General features: G+C 68.9%; 18 protein-coding genes. 7 read left to right on the plus strand and 11 right to left on the minus strand.

What is annotated here, in order from left to right; genetic code table 11:
* Positions 1–36 precede the first annotated feature (36 nt).
* Entirely contained in the window at positions 37–684 is a 648-nt protein-coding gene (locus tag ACFVAV_RS25775; protein ID WP_379037982.1) for a TetR/AcrR family transcriptional regulator, read from the minus strand.
* A 108-nt stretch (positions 685–792) separates the two neighbouring features.
* Between ACFVAV_RS25775 and ACFVAV_RS25780 the strand changes: the two genes are divergently transcribed.
* Genes ACFVAV_RS25780 through ACFVAV_RS25795 form a run of 4 tightly spaced genes read left to right on the plus strand, consistent with a single transcriptional unit; the run spans position 793 to position 4,626 of the window.
* Entirely contained in the window at positions 793–1,629 is an 837-nt protein-coding gene (locus ACFVAV_RS25780) for an SDR family NAD(P)-dependent oxidoreductase (protein WP_379037843.1), read from the plus strand.
* A 26-nt stretch (positions 1,630–1,655) separates the two neighbouring features.
* Positions 1,656–2,579 (plus strand): ferritin-like domain-containing protein, encoded by a 924-nt coding sequence (locus ACFVAV_RS25785; protein WP_379037844.1) that lies wholly within the window; start codon positions 1,656–1,658, stop codon positions 2,577–2,579.
* On the plus strand, positions 2,576–3,145 hold the full coding sequence (locus ACFVAV_RS25790) for an NAD(P)/FAD-dependent oxidoreductase (RefSeq protein ID WP_379037845.1): 570 nt from the start codon (positions 2,576–2,578) through the stop codon (positions 3,143–3,145). Before ACFVAV_RS25785 ends, ACFVAV_RS25790 begins: the two co-directional genes overlap by 4 nt.
* Positions 3,142–4,626 (plus strand): flavin-containing monooxygenase, encoded by a 1,485-nt coding sequence (locus tag ACFVAV_RS25795; protein WP_379037847.1) that lies wholly within the window; start codon positions 3,142–3,144, stop codon positions 4,624–4,626. The genes ACFVAV_RS25790 and ACFVAV_RS25795 overlap by 4 nt, the downstream gene beginning before the upstream one ends.
* A gap of 12 nt (positions 4,627–4,638) precedes the next feature.
* On the opposite strand, the gene ACFVAV_RS25800 is transcribed toward ACFVAV_RS25795, so the two are convergent.
* The 7 genes from ACFVAV_RS25800 to ACFVAV_RS25830 all read right to left on the minus strand — a co-directional run bounded on the left by ACFVAV_RS25800 (position 4,639) and on the right by ACFVAV_RS25830 (position 13,347).
* A complete protein-coding gene (locus ACFVAV_RS25800; RefSeq protein WP_379037983.1) occupies positions 4,639–5,067 on the minus strand; it encodes a cupin domain-containing protein in 429 nt (142 codons plus the stop codon).
* A gap of 236 nt (positions 5,068–5,303) precedes the next feature.
* Entirely contained in the window at positions 5,304–7,457 is a 2,154-nt protein-coding gene (locus tag ACFVAV_RS25805) for an MMPL family transporter (RefSeq protein ID WP_379037849.1), read from the minus strand.
* Positions 7,454–8,659: a peptide synthetase gene (locus tag ACFVAV_RS25810; RefSeq protein ID WP_379037850.1), complete on the minus strand. Its 1,206-nt coding sequence runs from the start codon at positions 8,657–8,659 to the stop codon at positions 7,454–7,456. Before ACFVAV_RS25810 ends, ACFVAV_RS25805 begins: the two co-directional genes overlap by 4 nt.
* Before the next feature lie 26 nt (positions 8,660–8,685).
* A complete protein-coding gene (locus ACFVAV_RS25815) occupies positions 8,686–9,729 on the minus strand; it encodes an NAD-dependent epimerase/dehydratase family protein (protein WP_379037851.1) in 1,044 nt (347 codons plus the stop codon).
* On the minus strand, positions 9,726–11,387 hold the full coding sequence (locus ACFVAV_RS25820; protein WP_379037853.1) for a fatty acid CoA ligase family protein: 1,662 nt from the start codon (positions 11,385–11,387) through the stop codon (positions 9,726–9,728). Before ACFVAV_RS25820 ends, ACFVAV_RS25815 begins: the two co-directional genes overlap by 4 nt.
* On the minus strand, positions 11,384–12,289 hold the full coding sequence (locus tag ACFVAV_RS25825; protein ID WP_379037855.1) for a hypothetical protein: 906 nt from the start codon (positions 12,287–12,289) through the stop codon (positions 11,384–11,386). Before ACFVAV_RS25825 ends, ACFVAV_RS25820 begins: the two co-directional genes overlap by 4 nt.
* 8 nt (positions 12,290–12,297) lie before the next feature.
* The gene (locus ACFVAV_RS25830; protein ID WP_379037856.1) at positions 12,298–13,347 is read right to left on the minus strand and encodes a 3-oxoacyl-ACP synthase III family protein; all 1,050 of its coding nucleotides are present in this window, start codon (positions 13,345–13,347) and stop codon (positions 12,298–12,300) included.
* A 688-nt stretch (positions 13,348–14,035) separates the two neighbouring features.
* Between ACFVAV_RS25830 and ACFVAV_RS25835 the strand changes: the two genes are divergently transcribed.
* The 3 genes from ACFVAV_RS25835 (at position 14,036) to ACFVAV_RS25845 (ending at position 16,569) form a co-directional block, all read left to right on the plus strand.
* Positions 14,036–14,467, plus strand: coding sequence for a DUF779 domain-containing protein (locus ACFVAV_RS25835; protein ID WP_379037857.1), 432 nt, complete (start codon positions 14,036–14,038; stop codon positions 14,465–14,467).
* 240 nt (positions 14,468–14,707) lie between these two features.
* Positions 14,708–15,184, plus strand: a complete 477-nt coding sequence (locus ACFVAV_RS25840; RefSeq protein ID WP_379037858.1) for a hypothetical protein — start codon at positions 14,708–14,710, stop codon at positions 15,182–15,184.
* Positions 15,185–15,333: 149 nt separating this feature from the next.
* On the plus strand, positions 15,334–16,569 hold the full coding sequence (locus tag ACFVAV_RS25845) for a cytochrome P450 (protein WP_379037860.1): 1,236 nt from the start codon (positions 15,334–15,336) through the stop codon (positions 16,567–16,569).
* Positions 16,570–16,608: 39 nt separating this feature from the next.
* On the opposite strand, the gene ACFVAV_RS25850 is transcribed toward ACFVAV_RS25845, so the two are convergent.
* From ACFVAV_RS25850 to ACFVAV_RS25860, 3 genes are all read right to left on the minus strand, one after another.
* Complete coding sequence (locus ACFVAV_RS25850) at positions 16,609–17,820, minus strand: cytochrome P450 (RefSeq protein WP_379037985.1); 1,212 nt, start codon at positions 17,818–17,820, stop codon at positions 16,609–16,611.
* 99 nt (positions 17,821–17,919) lie between these two features.
* On the minus strand, positions 17,920–18,339 hold the full coding sequence (locus tag ACFVAV_RS25855; protein WP_379037862.1) for a roadblock/LC7 domain-containing protein: 420 nt from the start codon (positions 18,337–18,339) through the stop codon (positions 17,920–17,922).
* A complete protein-coding gene (locus tag ACFVAV_RS25860) occupies positions 18,336–19,757 on the minus strand; it encodes an ATP-binding protein (protein ID WP_379037863.1) in 1,422 nt (473 codons plus the stop codon). Before ACFVAV_RS25860 ends, ACFVAV_RS25855 begins: the two co-directional genes overlap by 4 nt.
* Between the last annotated feature and the right edge of the window lie 22 nt (positions 19,758–19,779).

Here is a 19,779-nt window from a genome sequence, read left to right on the forward strand (position 1 = left end):
GGGCTGTCGTGATTTCGCCGAGTATCGAGAAACGATCTATTGGTCGCCGATGATCTCCGCCGGTAGGAACATCGTTCCCAGTTGTGCCGCGATCGCGCTGGTGTGCTCGACGATGCGCTCGGCATCCACCTCGAGCACGCCGGTGCGCCACGCGGACAGCAATTCGATGAAGCCGCCGATCCCGGCGAGTGTGCTCATACGGATGGCGGTCTCGTCGACACCGGGACGCAGATAGGGCCACGCGGCCGCGATCAGCAGATCGGTGGCATCGGTGAGCATGGTCTTGCGCCGCTGCTCGAGGACCGCGCTGCCCGCGTGGTCGGCGAGCAGGATCCTGGCCCGGCCGCGGGGATCGGACTGCAACTCGACGGCGCGGGCGATGGCCGCGCGCAGGATCTCGAGCGGTGTGCGCTCCGCGTTCTGGGCGACGATGCTCGCCAGGTCGACGAACACCTCGGTGCACACCTCGTCCCAGACCGCGGCGAGCAACTCGTCGCGATCGGCGAAGTGCTCGTAGAAGTACCGGTCGTTGAGCGAGGTCCGCTGACAGACGCCGCGCATGGTCACCGCGGCCCAGCCGTTCTCGATCCAGATGGACAGGGCGGCGTCGACCAGGCCGGCCCGCCGCTGCGCCCTGCGCTGGTCGGCGGTCAGCCCGCCCCAGGTCCGTGCCGGTGCGCGCACATCCATGGTTGACAAAGTACTCCTCTGCGAGCCTAATTGGTGTCAGGTGCGGCCAATGGTGGCAGTTGCCACCAGTTAGAGCCTCACCGGGTCGACCCGGGAGTTGCCATGCGACTGTTTCCCTTCGGCGGACGCCGCCGGACCACGAGCGCCGATGCCGTGGTGACCGGCGCGGGCAGCGGAATCGGACGCGCCTTCGCCGTCGAACTGGGCAAGCGCGGCGGCCGCGTCGTCTGCTCGGACATCGATCCCGATCGCGCTGCCGAGACCGCCGGACTGGTCGAGGCGGCGGGCGGGAAGGCGATCGGCACCGTCTGCGATGTCACCGCGATCGCCGAGGTCACCCGGCTGGCCGCCACCGCGCAGGACTGGTTCGGCGAAGCACCCACCGTCGTCGTCAACAACGCGGGGATCGGGGCGGGCGGACCGGTGGTCGGTGAGTTCGCCCTCGACGACTGGCAGCGCACGCTCGGCGTGAACCTGTGGGGCGTCATCCACGGCTGCCACGTCTTCGCGCCGATCCTGCGGGAGGCCGGGCGCGGCGCGATCGTGAATGTCGCCTCGGCGGCGGCGTTCGGTGCCGCGCCGCGCATGGCCGCCTACAACGTCAGCAAGGCGGGGGTGCTGGCACTGTCGGAGACGTTGTCGGCCGAACTGGCCGGCACCGGCGTCGGCGTCACCGTGCTGTGCCCGACCGGCGTGAAGACCAACATCATGCAGGCGGATTCCCCGATGGACGAGACCGCCGAGCGGCTCGGCGGACTACTCCTGCGCTGGACCGGTCGCGCGCCCGCCGCGATCGCCCGCACCACCCTCGACGCCGTGGACCACGGCGAGTTGTACGTGGTGCCGCAGCTCGAGGCCAAGATGCTGTGGCAGGCCAAACGGTGGATGCCCGCGACCTACACCCGTTCGGCCGGCCTGCTGGAGCGGGTCGTGCGCTGATCCACCACACCGAAGGAGATCGAACAATGACGTTCGCCTATCCCGATATGCTCGCCACCGTCCGCGCCAAGCAGTGGGCCCTGGCCGACATCGACTGGGACGCACCGGGTGCCGACACCATCACCGACGAGCAGCGTCCCCGGCTGGCCACCTTCATGGCCGATCTGGTGTGGATCGAACACGTCGGCGCCCGCGGCTTCGCCGCCCTCGTGCACCAGGCGCCGCCCGGCCCGCTACGGGAGATCTACCGGTACTTCCACGCCGAGGAACAGAAGCACGCCAATGCCGAACTGGCGCTGATGCGCCGCTGGGGCATGCTCGACGGCGACGCGATGCCTTTGCCCAACAAGAACATTCGCCTCGTCATCAGCTGGCTCGACCGCTACGCCGACCAACTCACCCTGCCGGTGCTCGGCACTGTCATTCCCTCGCTCGAGACCGCGCTGGACGGCGCGCTGGTGAAGTTCCTGCTGGACGAGGTCGAGGATCCGGTCTGTCACGAGGTGTTCCGGCACATCAACAGCGACGAATCCCGGCACCTGGCGGTCGGTTTCCAGGTTCTCGAACAGCTCGGGGCCGGGCCGTTGCGCCGCATCGCCATCGAGACAGCCGGATTCGCGGTGCGCCCGTCGTTCGTGCTCGGCGCGCTGCTGTACGCGCCACTGCTGTCGCGGATGTCGACCAACATCATCGCCCTCGGGCTCGACGAGGAGAAGCTGTGGCAGGCGGTGCGCCGCTACGAGAACGTCGGTGAGCGCAGCCCGGCGATCCGGCGGATACCGCTCTATCACGTGGTGAAGATGCACGGTAAGGCCACGATTCACCGCCGCCAGCCGTTCCAGTTGCTGGCCGATGTGTCCAATGCCTGTATCGACCGGTTCCCGGTCCGGGTGCTGGGGCGCAGGCCGTCCTGGTCGGACGAACTCACCTACGAACCGGTGGCGAAATGACGCCGCGATTCGCCGAGACCTTCACCGGCCGCCAGACGCACCGCACCGAGTTCGTGCCACGCCACGAATTCACCGGCCGCCGCGTCGCGATCATCGGCAGCGGGGCGGCGGCAGCACGTCTACTGCCCGGCATCGCCGCCGAGGCCACGCGGGTGACGGTGTTCCAGACCGACGCGGTGTGGATCCTGCCACGCGCACCGCTGCCCGGCGCGGCGGTCCTGCGCCATACGCCGGAGCGCTTGGTACGGCTGGTCGCCCGCGTCAATCTCCGCGTCCAAGTCCAGGATTCGTGGCTGCGGCACCGTCTCACGCCCGACGACACCGCGGGCGTCGCCGTGCACAACAGCTACTACCGGACGCTGCGGCAACCACACTGCACCCTGGTGACCTGGCCGATCGCACGGCTGGTGCCGCTGGGCGTCCGTACGGTCGACGGCATCGAGCATCGGGTCGACACCATCGTCTACGCGCAGGACGCCGATCACGTCGTCCGCACCGTCGCCCGTCCCGGCCGCAGGCACCCGTCGCCCGAACTCGTCACCGCCCGGATGAAGGAGATCGCATGACCACCACCGGAATCGACCACGAGATCGTCATCGTCGGCGCCGGATTCTCCGGGATCGGCGCAGCGATCGCCTTGCGCAACGCCGGATTCGACGACTTCCTGATCGTCGACGATGCCGACGGCGTCGGCGGAACCTGGCACTGGAACACCTATCCCGGTGTCGCCGTGGATATTCCGTCGTTCAGCTACCAGTTCTCCTTCGAGCAGCGCACCGACTGGTCACGGGTCTACGCCCCGGGCAGCGAACTCAAGGCCTACGCCGAATCGTGCGTCGACAAATACGAGCTGCGACCGCGAATTCGCTTCGGCACCACCGTTCTCGGCGCCGACTTCGACGAGCATGCCCGGCGCTGGGTCTTGCACACCGACGACGGCGGTGAACTGACCGCGCGTTTCGTGATCAGCGCGACCGGTGTGCTCACCCGGCCCAAACTGCCCGACATCCCCGGCATCGAGAGTTTCGCCGGCGTCACCATGCACACCTCGCGCTGGGATCACCGGCAGGATCTGCGCGGCAAGCGGGTCGCGATCATCGGCACCGGCGCTTCCGCCGTGCAGGTGATTCCCGAGATCGCACCGGAGGTCGCGCACCTGACGGTGTTCCAGCGCACGCCGATCTGGTGTCTGCCCCGCCCCGACATGCCCCTGCCGCTGCCCGCTCGCCTGGCCTTGAAAGTCCCGGGTGGGCGTACCCTGACCCGGCTGCTGAGCCAGACCTATGTCGAATTCACCTTCCCCCTCGCCGCCCACTACTACCGCTCGCTGCCGACTGCCGCGCTCGGCGAACGCGCGGGCCTCGCGCATCTGCGCCGCCAGGTGAAAGACCCGGCCATCCGTGCCGCACTCACTCCGAAATACGCGCTCGGCTGCAAGCGCCCCAGCTTCTCCAACGACTACCTGTCGACCTTCAACCGCCCCGATGTCACCCTCGAAACCACCGCGATCAGCGAGATCACACCCACCGGCGTGCGCACCGCGGCCGGCGTCGAACACACCGCCGACGTCCTCATCCTCGCCACTGGCTTCAAGGTCATGGAATCGGGCAACATGCCGACCTACGACCTGCACGGCGTCGGTGGCCGCGACCTGGAAACCTGGTGGGACGAGAACCGTTTGCAGGCCTATGAAGGCGTGAGCGTGCCCGGCTTCCCCAACTTCTTCTCCATCATCGGCCCCTACGGCTACAACGGCGCGTCCTACTTCACCCTGATCGAGAACCAGACCCGCCACATCCTGCGCTGCCTGCACCACGCCCGCAGCACCGACGCCGACCGCATCGAGATCAGCGAAGCAGCCAACGACCGCTACTTCCGCGAAATGCTCGCCCGCCGCGGCGGCCAGGTGTTCTGGCAGGACAGCTGCGCCACCGCCAACAGCTACTATTTCGACAAACACGGCGACGTCCCCCTCCGCCCCGCCTCCACTCTCGAAGCCGCCTGGCGCAGCGGCCATTTCGCCCTCAGCGACTACGTCTTCTCGTAGGGGACAGCCGTCTCAGCTGCGGAAGTCCGCGAAGTCGAAGCCCGGTGCGACAACACAACTCACCAGCACCTCGTCGTCACCGCAGGGCCGCGCGGCCTGCCAGTGGCCCGCGGGAACCACGTACTGGACGCGGTGACCGGCTTCGATCATCGGACCGAGCGTCACCTGCTCCACGGCGCCCGGCGCGTCGCCGTCCCCACCCAGCACGAGCTCGAGCGGCCCGCCGCGATGCCACAACCACACCTCGTCGGAGCGCACCGCGTGCCAGATCGACTGCTCGCCGGGCGGGAGGAGGAAGAGAATCCCCGTGGCGGCCGCCCGCACACCCGGATAGCCGTCGGGGGTGAAATCGTGGGCGGTACGCCAGGTTTCGCGATACCAGCCGCCTTCGGGATGAGGCAGCAGGTCGAGCGTCGCGGCGGTCGACGGCCGGTGCAGCAGCTGCGTGTGCCGACCGGCGGGCCCACGCCGGGCCCAGCGAACGTCCGCGACGGCATCGACGGGGACGTCCTCGGCGATCGGCGAAATCCCGCTGGTGGTGAGTACCAGGACCTGCGCGGCGCCGGGCAGGGCGTCGGCGGCGAGCAGGGCCGCCGCGTCGTCGTCGACAAGTACCGCGGTCTCGTCGATCCGTAGCCGGTCACGGGTCGACTGCCATCGCTCGAGTGTCGTCACGATCATCGGCGCGCTCCTTCTGCTGGTCGGTCGATTGCCGCCTCCATGGTGCTCTCCTCGGTCGCTCGAGGCACGGCGACGTCCGACCTGTCGAGTGTGCGGAAGGGCAACCACCAGTTGGCCGGGCCCATCAGCTGGACCAGGGCGGGGACCAGCAGCATGCGGACCAGAGTGGCGTCCAGGATCAGGGCGATGATCATGCCGAGGCCGAGGAAGCGCATCGGGGTCAGCGGGGAGAGGGCGAAGGCGCCGGTGACGAGGATGAGCAGGACGGCGGCGGCGGTGATGACGCGTGCAGTCTTGACGGTGCCGATGCGCACGGCGGTGGCGGTATCGGCGCCCGCGCGGTGGGCCTCGGACATGCGGGACAGCAGAAACACCTCGTAGTCGGTGGACAAACCGAAGACGACCGCGATGATCAGGACCAGCATGCCGGCGGGGATCGGACCCGCGGTGATGCCGAGCGGATCGGCGAAGTGGCCGTGATAGAAGATCATGGTCAGCACGCCGAACGTGGCGGCCAAGCTGAGAAATGCCATCGCAACGGCCTTGAGCGGCAACATGATCGAGCGGAAGGCCACGGTCAGCAGCGCCATGGTGGCCAGCACCATCATCGCGATCATCAGCGGCATCCGCTGGACCATCGAGTCGACGGTGTCGGCGGTCGCCGCGGTGTCGCCGCCCACGGCGAGGGAAGTGCCCGCCGGCGGTTCGAGTGCCCGGATGGACCCGACGGTGGCGGTGGCGTCCTCGCTACGGTCGGCGGCGGTGAGGAAGACGTGCAGGACGACGAAGTCGTCGTCGCGGCCCACCTGCAGCACATCGCGGACTCCGGTGATCGCGTCGACATCGTCGAGTACCGCGGTGACCGCGCCCGACTGCGGTGGGGTGCCGTCGACCCCGCGGATCAGCACGGTCGCCCCGCTCGCCGCGGCGGGGAACTTCGCGGTGAGTTCCTCGACGGTGCGGCGCATCTCGCTGTCGGGCGGCAATGCCCGATGGTCGATATCGCCGAGCTTGATCCCGGTGAGCGGCGCGGCGAGGGCGAGCAGGATCGCGCCGACGACGAGCGTCACGACGCCGGGCCGCCGCAGCACGCCGTCGACGACCTTGGTCCAGAAACGTTCGGTGCGGGTCGTCGGCTTGGCGCGACCGATGCGGGTGCCGAACAGTGCCAGCAGGGCGGGCAGGACCGTCAGCGAGAGACCGGCGGCCAGCGCCACCGCGGCGACGGAACCGATACCCAGCGATCGCAGCACCGCCTGGGGGAACACGAACGTGCCCGCGAACGCACACATCAGCAGCAGCGCGGACAGGGCGACGGTGCGCCCGGCGGTGGCGTAGGTGCGGGCGATGGCGGCGGGCACGTCGTGGCTCTGGGCGTACTCCTCGCGAAACCGGTTGACCAGGAACAAGCCGTAGTCGATGGCCATGCCGAGGCCGAGCAGCGACGCGATATTGACGGCGAAGGTGGTGACCTCGGTGGTCTCGGTGAGCAACCGGATGACGCCCAGCGAACCGGCCACCGCGAGCACACCCACCAGCACGGGCAGCGCGCCCGCCAGCACGCCACCGAAGACCAGGACCAGGATCAGCAGCGTCAACGGCAGCGAAATCGACTCCGCCACGACGAGATCACGCTGCGACCGCTCGACGAGCTCGGAATTGAGCGCGCTGTACCCCGATAGCCGGGTGTCGATGCCCGGCACCCGCAACGCGTCGGCGATCGACGGGTAGGCGGCGATGCGCGCGGTGTCGTCGCCCGCGGTGAACACCACCGCCACGGCCTGCCGCCGATCATCCGAGACCAGGAAGTTCTTCACGGGCGCAACGGCGTTCCAATAGCTCTGGACCGGCCGGGCCAGCAGGGCGGGATCGATCTGCGCCAGCGCCGCGCCGACCTGCGGACCGATCTCGTCGACGGTCCGTCCCTCCGGCACCGTGTACAGCGCGACCACATCGGGACTCTGCGGCCCGAGCTGCTCGGTGACTACCCGGTCCACCAGCGCGGATTCGCTGCCCTGATCGGTGAATCCGCCCGCGCTGAGCCGCTGGGTGACGTCGGCTCCGAACGCCGCGCACAACCCGATGAAGACCACGACTGCGGCCAGCACCGTGCGCGGACGAGAGGTGACGAGACGAGCCAGTGCTGTCACAGCGACCGGTCCACCGAATTCTGCACGGCCAACTCGGATTCGAGCATCGCCACGATCCGATCCAGCAGTGCTTCCAGCCGCGCCTCCACCCCGTCGCCGTTGCGCGCCGACACCGTCAGGTCGGTCCGGCCGTCGAACTCGGTGAGCCCGAACAACAGTGGCATCGCGACGCTGTGCTGGGGAAGCACGTACAGCCCGGTGGGCTGGAAGCCGGGCACGGCCAGTTCCTCGGCGCTGAACCGGCCCATGTGGGACACGGTGGCCGACGCCAGGTTTCGGCCGAATCGGGCGCCGAGCCAGTTCGTCGTATGCAGGACACCACGATTGACGACATCGGGCACGAGCGTGATCCGCGTATTGGCCAACTGGTTCAGCTCGCGCCGCTCGTGCAAGCCCGTCTTGATCTGATCCTTGACCTGCGTCCAGTCCCGGCCGGACTCGATGTCGAGGAACAGCGGCAGGGCGAGATTGGCGGTCGAGCGCAGCTCCGGGTCGTGCCTGCGCAGGTCGACCGGCATCATGATGCGGGAAGTCCCCGGCGTCTCGGCGGCGAGCAGCGCGCAGACCCGGGCCAGCGCACCCGGGCCCGCCGCGTCGATGCGCCGGTGCCGCAGCAGATGCCGGGCCACACCCCGCCGCTGCCTGCCCCCGCCGACGGCGCTGCGATAGCGCGGCACCATCGCCGTCGGCTTACCCGGCGCCCCGACCCGCGGCACGAGTTCCTGATCGGCGATCGGATCCGGCTGGGGGATGGGCTCCTCGCCGCGCAGTGCGCGCAGCACATTGGTCACCCACAGCACCATGCCCATGCCGTCCATCACGCCGTGGAAGACCCGGAACACCAGCGTCACCGGCGCGCCGGTCAGCAGCAGCACCTCCACGGTGGTGTCCGGCGTCGGCCCGATCGGACTGGTGAGCACGGGATCCGTTTCGAGCGCGGGCGCGTGCAGGACGTGCCCGCGCACCACCCGCACCGCGGGGGTGGTGCCGCTGTCGAGCCATTCCGCACCGCGGCGTACCAGGCGCGCGCCGGGGGTCACCGCGGCGGCGGCCGCCACCGCCTTGCCCAGCCGAGCGGGGTCGATGTCGCCCGCGCCGGGGATGACCAGTTGCATCAGGAACGGCGGCGCGAGATCACGCATGGGGAAGTACATGCGTTCCGTCGTCGAGATCGGTCGGCGGAAGGTAGTGCTGCCGTTCATGATTGCCTCCGGAAATCGTGCGGTGACTAGCGCAGGTGCCTGGTGAGTGTCTCCACGCCGCCGACGGCGTCGAGCCAGGTGAGGAACTCGGTCAGCCCGGTGTCGCGGTCCGTGACCGGTGCGTAGCCGAGATCGCGGCGTGCGGCGCCGGTGTCGTAGGTGGCGCTGCGCGTCATCAGGGCGACGGCGTAGCGCGACAGCGGCGGCGACCAGCGTTCGGCCACCGCCGGTATCCGCCACACGGTCTCGATGGCCGCGACCACCGCGGCGAGGACCCGGGGGTTCGGGCGGCGTGACGGCGGCGCATAGCCCAGCCGGGTCGCGACCTCGCCGAGAAAGCGCCACACATCGGTCTTCTCGGCGTCGGCGATGAAATAGGCCTTGCCGCCCACGGCGTCCGCGGTGACGGCCAGCCGGCACGCGTGCACGATATTGTCCACGTGGCACAGCGAGGCCTCGACCGTGCGGCCGTACGACAGATCGGGCAGCGAACCCGCCGCGGTCCGGCCGAGCAGCCGCACGATCGGACCCGAGCGGTCGCCCGCGCCCCAGATCGCCCGTGGTCGCAGCGCGACAGTGGTGAATCCGTCGGTGTTCGCGGCGAGCACAGTACGTTCGGCGGCGGCCTTGGTCGCCGAGTAGAAGTTCAGATAGCGGCGCGGATACGGCAGCGATTCGTCGACGTCGAGCTGATCGCCGCCGTCGCGGTCCATCAGCGCGCTGGGACTGGACACGAAGACGAACCGGGTGGCGCCACTACCGCGGGCCGCGTCGAGCAGCAGCTCGGTGGCCTGCACGTTCTCCGCCCAGAACCGGGCCATGGTGCCGCGCTCGTCGACCCGCGCCGCACTGTGGATCACGACGTCCATGCCCGCGACGGCACGCACCAGCGATGCCGGGTCGGCCAGATCGCCGTGCACGACCGTGACCCGGTCCAGCGCCGCGCCGAGATCATCGAGAACGCTGGTGGGCCGCACCAGGATCGACACATCGTGCGCGCCGTCGGCGACCAGCGCGCGCACGAGCGCACCACCGAGGAATCCGGACGCGCCGGTGACCAGAATCTTCATCGTCGCGCCTCCAGACGCTTGGCGGCCCACTGGGCGAGTTGTTCGCGGCCGATCTTGGCGTTGTGCCGGATATCGACAGGGAACCGGGGATGAACCAGGAACTCACTGATCGGCTCCACGGTCTCGAATTCCACCGCGCGCGTGCGCAATCGGGTCTGCACCGCAGTCGGATCGGCGCCCGGCTCGAGCTCGACGCACAGCACCGGCCGCTGCGCACCGCGCGCGCCGACACCGACGAGCGCCGTCCGAGCCACCCCGGGCACCACGTTGAACACCTGCTCGACCTGCACGGTGAACATCGGCCCGTGCGCGGTCTCGACCCGCTGACTCTTGCGCCCGCAGAACCAGATCCGGCCCTGCTCGTCGATCCAGCCCAGGTCGCCGGTGCGATGCCAGGTCCGCTCGCCGTCGGCGATCTTGCCCGCCGCGGTCGCCGCCGCGGGCCAGTAGTAGCGGGTGCTGACATTCGGGCCCGTCACGACGATCTCGCCCACCTCACGCGCACCGGCGGGGTAATCCGCGTCGTCCCAGGTCGCGACCGGGTCGTCGGTGATCGCGAGCAACCGCACCTCGACGCGATCGGCCGGACGGCCGATACACGTCCCGTCACCCTGATGCGCCCGCTCGACCAGGCCGTCGAGCAGTTCCCTGGATTCGATCGTCGACATCGGCAAGGCTTCGGTCGACCCGTATCCCGCGTAGATCTGGGCGTCGGGGCGCAGCACCTCGCGCAGGCCGGCCACGCACCAGTCCGGAACGGGCGCGCCACCGGAGAACACGCTGGCCAGCGTGCTCAGCTTGGCAGGCTGCGCGCGCAGGTGCTCGAGCAACGGAATGAGCAGGGCCGGGGAGGCGAACAGGGTACGGACGCCGAACCGCTCGATCGCGTTCACCACGTGCGCCGGGTCGGTGGAGCCGACCTTGCTGGGAATCAACGGCGGGAGTACACACCGGGATCCGAGCAGCAGATCGAGCACGCCGACCAGCGGCAGGGTGATCAGCGACGTCTCCGGCGGGGTGTTGCCCCGGGCGGCGTGCACCTGCTCGACCATGGCGGCGAGATTGCCGTGGGTCAGCTCCACCGCCTTGGCCGGGCCGGTACTGCCGGTGGTGAATCCGATGATCAGCACGTCCTCGGGTGCGGCGGGCACCCGCGCGGGCAGCGCGCCCGCCGGTGTCCGGCCCCACGCGCGCAGGGTCGGACCACCCCAGAACCAGCGCCGCCCGACCGTGAGCGTGGTGCGCACGCCGCGGAAACTGCGCGCGAACAACACCCGCAGGGCATGCGCCTGCGGGATCCCGATGAACGCCTCCGCCTCGACCGCGCGCAGGCAGTGCACCATCCGGCGCACACCCATCCCCGGGTCGATCACCACCGGCACCGCACCGATCTTCAACAGCGCGAACAGGATCGCGTACAGCTCCGGACTGGGCAGTACCAGCACGATGGTGCGTGTCCCGCTGCCAACCCCCGACCGGGTGAGCTGCTGGGCGATCGCATCCGACCACCGGTCGAGTTCGCGGTAGGTGATCCGCCGGTAGTCCGGCAGGCCGGCGGCGGTCTGCCCGTCGGGGTAGATCACCGCCGCCCGGTCCGGGTCCGTGTCGGCGAAGCGCCGGAAATCGTCGATGGTCTGCCAGTAGGTCGCCGTCGTCACGCGGTGGTCTCCGCGGGGAGACGGTAGAGCGCGGCGGCCGCGGTCGGACCGGCGCCCGCGGCGACGAACAGCACGTGGGTGTAGCCGGACAACGAGCTTTCGGCGATCGCGCGGTCGTAGGCCAGGGGCAGCGAGGCGGTGTGCGGGTCGCCGTCGGTCAGGTCGGGCGCGCGCACCGCGTCCTGGTCGATGCCGAGGGCGTCGGCCAGCCGCTTGGGGAAATGCGGTGTGGGGGTCGACGCGATCAAGGCCAGGCTCGCGCGGTCGGTACCGGACTCGTCGATCGCCGCGCGCGCTGCCTTGTTCGCCACCTCCAGGATCCGATCTTCGAAATCGGCGTCGCGCTCGACGGTCATCAGGCTGCGGCCGACGGTGCCCATGGTCGCGGTATCGACGTAGGCCCGCTCGGCGGGACTGCCCGTCGACCTCGCCGTGTGCACCGGACCGAAGCCCTCCGGCCCGTCGACCTGTTCGAGCAGTAGCGCGGCACCCGCGGTGGCATAGGGGAATTCGGCATCGGCCGTGCTGCGGGTGAGCGACGGATGGGTGTCGCCCGCGACGATCAGCACGTGCCCGGTGCTCCCGGTCGCGAGCACCGATCCGGCGACCCGGACGGCATCGAGCACGCCGACCGCGCCGTTCATCAGATCGAAGGAGAATGTGCGCGGATCGTTTTTGGTGTAGTCGAGCCCGATGCCGGCCGCCTTCTGGATCAGTGCGGAGACAGCCGGTTCCACCGTGTTCGAGTCGCGGAAGATCCCGGTATTGATCAGCACGCCCACCTGGTCGGGCCGGATGCCGGCCCGCTCCAGGCACTGCCGCGCCGCGCGGCCACTGTGCTCGACGATGCTGTGGGTGTCGGCAGCCCTGTCGGCGCCGGTGGCTTGGATACGCACGCCCATGACGAACCTCAGACCTTCAGCGAAGAGATGGTGGTGGACAGGAAGCCGGCGACCACGCCCGAGGCGGCGGGCACCATGAGCAATTTCGCCCCGGCCTCGATGCTCTGCTCGGACAGCTGATCGTGCAGCACGATGAAATGCGAAGTGGTCGAAGTATTTCCGTACTTCTCGATCACATTCAGATCCGGCGGCATCGGTGTGCCGAACTCGCGCGCGGCGACGCCGTTGAGGTACGGCACGGCCGCGGCGCCGAACTGGTGATGAATGATGTAGTCGAAGTTCTCGTCGGCGAAGCTGCGACCCTGCTGCTCGAGGAACGCGCCCTGCGCGTCCGGCCACAGCAGGAACCTGGCCTCGTTGTGCATCTTGCGGTTGTCGGTGTAGAGCGCGACGCCCGCCGACTTGTCGCTGGGCATGCCGAGGCACAGGTGTGAATGCTCTGCCGCGGTGAACAATTCGACGTAGTGGATCATGTCCGCCTCGTCGACGGCCTGGTCGAGCACCACCGCGCACCCGGAGTCGCCCACCGACAGCGACGCGAACTGCAGGTCGTACTTCTCGGAGATCTCGTTCACCGCCGTGTCGGCGATCGGGGTGATCGACTCACCGCTGACGACCATGCCGTTGCGCACCACGCCCGACCGGATCATCCGATCGAGAATGTAGGTGCCGGTGAGCATTCCGGCGCACGCGTTCGATACGTCGAACGTGATCGCCGAGTCCGCGCCGAGCGCCTGCGCGATCGTCGAGGCGAACGAGGGCTCCATGTACATCCGGGTGCCCTGATTGCTGCGGGTGATCGAACAGGAGATGATCACATCCAATTCGCCTGCGCCGTAACGGGACCGGGTCAGGCAGTCCTGTGCGGCCTGCATCGCCAGCGCGAACGAGTCCTGCACGCTGTCCGGCCGCGTGTCACGCACGCGCCGTTCCTTGATCCCGGTGATCCGCTCCAGGTCGAACGAGGGTGGCACTTTCAAGCGGGAAATCAATTCCGCTGTCGAAACGATATTCGACGGAAGATATGCGCCGATCGATTCAAAACGTGAATGCAACACGTGAACTCCTGAACGTCTGTAAGTGCGCCTGGGGTCATTTCCGACGGTCGGTGCAATGGAACGTTACCGGAGAGTAAGCGTTGGCCTGGAGGTGATCTGGGCGGTCGGCGGCGGGCCGGTACGTCCATAAACGCGTATATGTGACCGAAAGTAACATTTGATCGGCAATCGTGAAGTTATGGACCATGTGCACGGGTGATTCGGTGCTTTACGGTGTACGGGCTACGCGCTGGCTATCGAACTTCGGCGGCTTGTCCTGAACGTCGCGCGCCGGGGACCGAGGGTTCGGCGTGAGGGACCTCACGAAAGTGCTCCCGGTGGAATGTGTGGCGCGGACCGCTCAGTTTGTCGCGTGCGCAAAAACGTCGGCGCGAAGTTTGTCGCGCGAGGAAAACCGCCGTGATCGTGTCGGCATCGCCGAGTCCCGGTCCGGGCTTGGGCCGAGGCCGGGTAGCTGTCGGGCCGGTGTGCGGAGGCCGACCAGCCGAGCGCGGTCGTGCGCCGGCCCCGGCGGACACTGTCGGTGAAACCGGCGGAGCCATACCGGTTGTCAACGCAGGGGCCGCGCGGGATGCCGCGAATTCGTCACACCTTCGCAAGATTCGACGGGCACCAACCCTGGACCAACCTTGCCCGCCGATAGTGTCTGGCGAACCCGACAGCCTTCGAGAACTTTGCAAGGAGCACGATGCCCTACCAAGCCGGGTCCGGACACCGCGATCACCCTCCGCTCGTCCACACGCCGAACCATCGCCACCGCGCGGTCGACACCTCCGAAGACGCCCGCCACGTCCTGCAACTGCTGACCGTGATGCACGGCCCGGTCGTCCTCCACCTGCCGTCCGACTCCGACGGTCACACCCCGATCTGCCTGCGCCGCACCGACTTCCACGCCGATCCCGGCGACATCCTCGCCGGTCAGACGGCCGGCCACACCGAATTCTGGATGGCGGGCCACTTCCACGTGGGCCTGGAGGACATCGACGTCAGCATCGATGTCCACAGCGTTCCCGCGTCCGACCGCCGCACTTCCTCGCTGGAAACCGCGTGTGGTTTCCGCTTCGCTCTGCGCATCCACGCCGCAGCCGGCGCGGCCGCCCTCGTCGAGGAGGCCTCCTAGCCGTACGCCGATCGTCGGGGGGTTGTCGGTGGGTGTGGTTAACCTGCCGGAATGGTCGGAGTGGACACGGCGTTGCGGCGATTGACGCGAGAGGCGGGAAAGCTGCTGGCGCCCTATGGCTTTCAGGGTTCAGAAGCCAGGTGGGTGCGAGTGGCGCCCGGCGGGGTGGCGTCGGTCGGCCGTAGCCGGACCGTGCGGATGTGGACGGACGGGCGGCAAGTCGTCCGCTTCGGATTGGAAGTGAGTGCCACGCCGACGAGTTGGTGGGAGTTCTGTGCCTGGCGCGATGCGCAGGTCGGCCGCCCGTCCACGCTGCTCGCGGAGGCGACCGGCCCCGGGCTGATCGACGCGCGTGGCCTGCCCGCCGAGCTCACCGAATGGTGGTCCCTGCGTGCCGATCCGGCGCAGGAGGGGCAGCAGGCACTGCAGGCGGATGTCGAGCTGATTCGCGCCGAACTGCCTCGGCGGGTGCACGCGTACGCGCGCCGGGCCCTGCGGCTGCTCGAACCCGACCGCTACCTGGACGAGCTGCTGGCCGATCCGGACCCGGGAATCGCCACCAGGGAAGCGATCGTCGTCCTGCTCGCGGACCGTGGACCCGGCCCGCAGCTGGACGATGCGCTCGCGCAGCTTCATCGGTGTCTGGACCAGCGCGGCGGTGCGGTCGGCGGCCCGAACGCCATTGCCTACGTGCGGGATCGGGCGCCCGCGGTCTGACAGATCGGTTGTCCGGACTGCCGGACTCGCTGCGATGACCAACGCCGGCCGGTAGCATCGCTAACCGGATCGGAAAATCTAGTCCAGCAGTATGTTTCGATGCGATCGCCTGCATTGGGGTCCGGGAAACACCGGTGATCGAGAGGTTCATGGTGGAATCGGTAGCGAGTCGGTTGGTAATCGATACGACGGGGGAGGACATCCAGGGCGAGATCACACGCATCCGGGAGCAGGGACCCGCAGCTCTGGTCGAGCTGCCCGGTGGTGTGGAGGCGTGGTCGATCACCGACGCCGCGCTGCTGGAGAAGCTGCTGACCGATCCGCGGGTGTCCAAAGACGCCAAGCAGCATTGGCCGCGGTTCGTCGCAGGCGAGATCCCCGCCGACTGGCCGCTGTTCTTGTGGGTGGCGGTGGCGAACATGTTCACCGCGTACGGCCCCGACCATCGGCGACTGCGCCGCCTGGTGGCGCCCGCGTTCACCGCGCGCCGCACCGAGGCCATGCGCGAACAGGTCGAGCGGATCACCACCGACCTGCTGGACGGGCTGGCACAGACGCCGCCGGGCGAGGCTGTCGATCTGCGTGAGCGGTTCGCGTATCCGCTGCCGATCCAGGTGATCTCGGAGCTGATGGGCGTCCCCGAGTCGCTCAATCCCGGCCTGCGCACGTGTGTCGACGGCATCTTCGACACCACGCTCACCCCGGAGCAGTCGCAGGCCAACTACATGGAGATGTACCGGATCCTCGGTGAGCTGGTGGCCCTGCGCCGCGAGCAGCCCGGTGACGACATGACCAGCCTGCTCATCGCCCAGCGTGACGAGGACGAGGACGGGCAGCTCACGGAGGAAGAGCTGGTCGGCACCCTGCTGCTGGTCATCTCGGCCGGTCACGAGACCACCGTCAACCTCCTCGATCAGGCGATCACCGCGCTGCTCACCCGGCCCGATGTGCTCGCCGAAGTCCGTGCGGGCGCCATCACCTGGGCGGATGTGGTCGAGGAGGCGCTGCGGTACGAGTCCCCGGTCGCGCACCTGCCGTTGCGGTTCGCGGTGTCCGACATCGACATCGACGGTGTCCACATCGCCCAGGGCGAGGCGATCCTGGCGAGCTACGCGGGCGCGGGCCGTGACCCGAAGCGCCACGGCGCGACCGCCGACCAGTTCGATCCCACCCGAGCCGACAAGTCCCACATGGCTTTCGGCTACGGCGCGCACCACTGCCTCGGTGCGCCGCTGGCGCGGCTGGAAGCGCTGGTCTCGCTGCCCGCGCTGTTCGAGCGGTTCCCGCAGATGAGTCTCGCTGTTCCGGTCGATGAACTGGGCACGGTGCCCAGTTTCATCTCCAACGGTCACCGGCACCTGCCGGTGCGCATGCACGGCGAGTAGCCGGGGGCGGTCCCTGCTCGTCGCGAGCAGGGACCGCGCTCACCGCATCGACAGCGGGGGCGTCTTCGGGAACTGGACCGGCAGTCCGGCCAGCGCCCGGTGGAAAGGCCCCGGCCGCCACACCAATTCGTGCTCCGGCACCGCCAGTGCGAGTTCGGGCAGCGCGTCGAGCAGCTGATCGATCGCCTCCTGGGCGATCAGGTAGGCGGGGGATTTGGCGGGGCAGCCGTGCGGGCCGGTGCTCCACGCCAGGTGCGCCCGGTTGTCCAGGAAGTCACCGGTGCCGATCGCCGGATCGTTGTTGCACGCGGCCATGCTGATGACGACCGGCTGATGGGCGGGCAACCACACATCGTCGACGAGGATCGGCTGGCGCGGGTAGGTCGTGCAGAAGTTGGCCATCGGCGGATCGGTGTAGAGCACCTCGTCGAGCGCGTCGCGGGTGGACAGGCTGCCACCGAGCAGGCTGCCCGCGAAGCGCTGATCGGTGAGCATCAGCCGGATGGTGTTGAGGACCAGATTGAGCATCGGCTCGATCCCGGCGCCGTACATGGTCAGCAGCTGGTTCATCAGCTCTTCGTCGTTGAGCTGCTGCGGATGCTGGACCAGCCGGGTGGTGATGTCGTCGCCCGGCGTGGTCTGCTTGAGCCGGACCAGGTCGTAGAGGGCGTCCTCGAGCATCTGCGCACCCTGGACCGCGGTGTCACCGCCCTCGAACATCTGCGCCATACCGGTGGCGACCCGCCCGCCGATTTCCTCGGGCACACCCAGCATCGCGTTGATCGTCGCGAAGATGACGGGAAAGGCGTACTGGCTCAGCAGATCCGCGGTGCCGTCGGTGCAGAACGCGTTGATCACCGGCATCGCGATCTGCTCCACCGTGCGATGCAGCCGGTACAGATCCACGCCGGCCAGACCGGCGACGGTGACCTGGCGGTACCGGACATGCTCGGTGCCGCTGGTCCGAATGGCGTTGGGGCGGTAGCACATCATCGGCAGCACCGGGCAGTCCGCGGGAATGTCGCGCTGCCACATGCGCGGATCGGCGGGGAAGTGGTCGGGGTCGTTGAGGATCTGCACCGCCGTGCGGTAGCCGATCACCAGGGTGGCGGGGACACCGGGCACCAGGTCGACGGGAACGAGCGAGCCGTAGCGATCCCGCATGGCGCGGTAGGCGCTCTGTGGGTCGTCGGCGAATTCCGCCGAGTACAGCGGTACCCGGTCCTGGCCGCCGCGCGAATCCGGCGACACCGGGTCTCGGGTGGGATCGGAGTAGAACGATGCTTCGAGTTGCACAGCGTGTTGTCCTCTCGGTGGAACAAGGTCGTCGGCGGAACCCCCCATCGGAATTCAGGACGGGGATCGATCACCGCGTCTCGGCGCCGTACCCAGTTCGCGCCCCACCCGCGCCGCCAGTTCGTTCATCCGGTGCGCGACGAGGGCGAGGTCGACATCGCTGGTCGTCGCGACGCCGAGCTGCGTGCCCGCGCCCGCGGTCGTGGTCAGGATCATGCCGTCGTCGTACTCGGTCATGTTCTGGCGCACCGGGTTTCCGGGGCCGCCGCAGAACTCGCCGAGGGCCTTGCCCAGCGACCGCAACCCCGACGCGGCGGCGGCGAACCGCTCGGCGTCGTCGCGGGTGATACCGGGGGAGTGCGCGACGCGCAGCCCGTCGTCGGACAGCAGGACCGAGAAACGGACGCCGTCGAGCTCGAGATCGTCGAGTAGCCACGCTAGGCGGTTGGTGCTGTCTGCGATCGGCATGCTCATCGGATGTCCTGCCCTTCGGTCGAATGCTCGGCCGCGGCGCGGCCGTGTCGGGAACCGCTGTGCCAGGCGGCGGCCAGTTCGGGCCTGCCCGGCGTCTCTGCGGTGTTGGCGCGGTCGTCGAGCGGGGCGACCGCGCGGCGCCTGCGCTTCGGGAGTCCGCCGGTGGTTCTGGCGTAGTCGTCGGCCTCCGGCTCGGCGACCTTCGCGGCGGGCAGCACGGCAGGCGGGCGGTGCTTTCCGGTGGTCATCGAGTCCTCCGTTGCGACGGAAACCGGTCTGCGCGAGGTAGGTTCAGGGACATCGACGTCGATCCGGCGCGCGTCGGCGGCGTTGACCAGCAAGGCCGCGGGGATGAAGACCATGGCCCGGGTGCCGCCGTAGATATTGGGTCCGTCGACATAGGCGGCGAAGCCGTAGCGGCGGGCGAGCGCGGCGACGCCGGGGAACCCGACCCGGGGCGAAGGACCGAGCGAGTTGATGTCGACGGCTCGCTCGCCCGACAGCACCTGGCGCGCTTCCTCCATCTGTTCCTGGCTCATCCGCACGCCCGCGTCGTCGATGATCAGGGTGACGCCGTGATGGCCCTCCTGGAAGGTGATGTCGACGAACGACGACGGCGGCGAATAGCGCAGCGCGTTGTCGAGCAGCGTCGCCACGGTGTGGACCAGCGGTTCGACCGCCCGGCTGACGATGACCTGATCGCAGTTTCCCGTCCGGATCCGCAGGTAGTCGCGCACCCGGCTGGTGGCGCCACCGACCACCTCGGTGACGGTCTGCTGCGGCCAGCGCCTGCCGGGCAGGCCACCGGAGACGATGACGTAGGACTGCGCCTGCCGGATCATCTGCTGCACGGTGTGGTCGATGCGGCTGAGGATCGCGTAGACCTCGTCGTTGCGGTTCTCCCGCAACGCATTACTGACCACCTGCCCGACGTCGGCGCCGAGACTGACCACCGTGGTGCCGAACGCGCGGACGGCGCTGTTGGTCGCCGCGCGCGCGTCGGCGGCGACCTGGGACCGCGCCGCCGCCTCCGCGGTCTCGACCTGCGCCGCGGTCCGCTCCTCGGCGACTCGCTCGACGGCGACCCCGGTCTCGTGTTGCACCTGGCGCAGGTCGTCGGCGTGCGCGACCGCGATCCGGGCCAGCTTCTGCGCGAAGGGCGAATCCTGCAGCAGGGCGGGAACTTCCGCCGTGACCACCGGCTCGCTGTGCTGGCGGAGGGCGTCGGTGATCCTCGGCAAGGTCAGCTCGACGAGTCGCGTCATCGACTCCTCATGGGCGAAGAGCTCACGCTCAGCCACGTCCAGGCGAGTGCGGACCCGGCGCTCGTTACGCAGTGCGAGAACCGCTACCGTCACCGCCCCAAGCAGCACCAGAGTTGCGATACCGAACAAGAACACCGCGAGTGTCGGAGTCATCGGTTCCTTTGTCGTCACCGAC

This window comes from Nocardia sp. NPDC057663 (genome assembly GCF_042799895.1).
Lineage (GTDB): Bacteria > Actinomycetota > Actinomycetes > Mycobacteriales > Mycobacteriaceae > Nocardia.

Coding starts and splice junctions, on each gene's coding strand:
- ACFVAV_RS25810 (WP_379037850.1), bottom strand. CDS start 8,659: ATGAACGGCAGCACTACCTTCCGCCGACCGATCTCGACGACGGAACGC.
- ACFVAV_RS25860 (WP_379037863.1), bottom strand. CDS start 19,757: ATGACTCCGACACTCGCGGTGTTCTTGTTCGGTATCGCAACTCTGGTG.
- ACFVAV_RS25815 (WP_379037851.1), bottom strand. CDS start 9,729: ATGAAGATTCTGGTCACCGGCGCGTCCGGATTCCTCGGTGGTGCGCTC.
- ACFVAV_RS25790 (WP_379037845.1), top strand. CDS start 2,576: ATGACGCCGCGATTCGCCGAGACCTTCACCGGCCGCCAGACGCACCGC.
- ACFVAV_RS25780 (WP_379037843.1), top strand. CDS start 793: ATGCGACTGTTTCCCTTCGGCGGACGCCGCCGGACCACGAGCGCCGAT.
- ACFVAV_RS25785 (WP_379037844.1), top strand. CDS start 1,656: ATGACGTTCGCCTATCCCGATATGCTCGCCACCGTCCGCGCCAAGCAG.
- ACFVAV_RS25835 (WP_379037857.1), top strand. CDS start 14,036: ATGCCCTACCAAGCCGGGTCCGGACACCGCGATCACCCTCCGCTCGTC.
- ACFVAV_RS25795 (WP_379037847.1), top strand. CDS start 3,142: ATGACCACCACCGGAATCGACCACGAGATCGTCATCGTCGGCGCCGGA.
- ACFVAV_RS25845 (WP_379037860.1), top strand. CDS start 15,334: ATGGTGGAATCGGTAGCGAGTCGGTTGGTAATCGATACGACGGGGGAG.
- ACFVAV_RS25825 (WP_379037855.1), bottom strand. CDS start 12,289: ATGGGCGTGCGTATCCAAGCCACCGGCGCCGACAGGGCTGCCGACACC.
- ACFVAV_RS25855 (WP_379037862.1), bottom strand. CDS start 18,339: ATGAGCATGCCGATCGCAGACAGCACCAACCGCCTAGCGTGGCTACTC.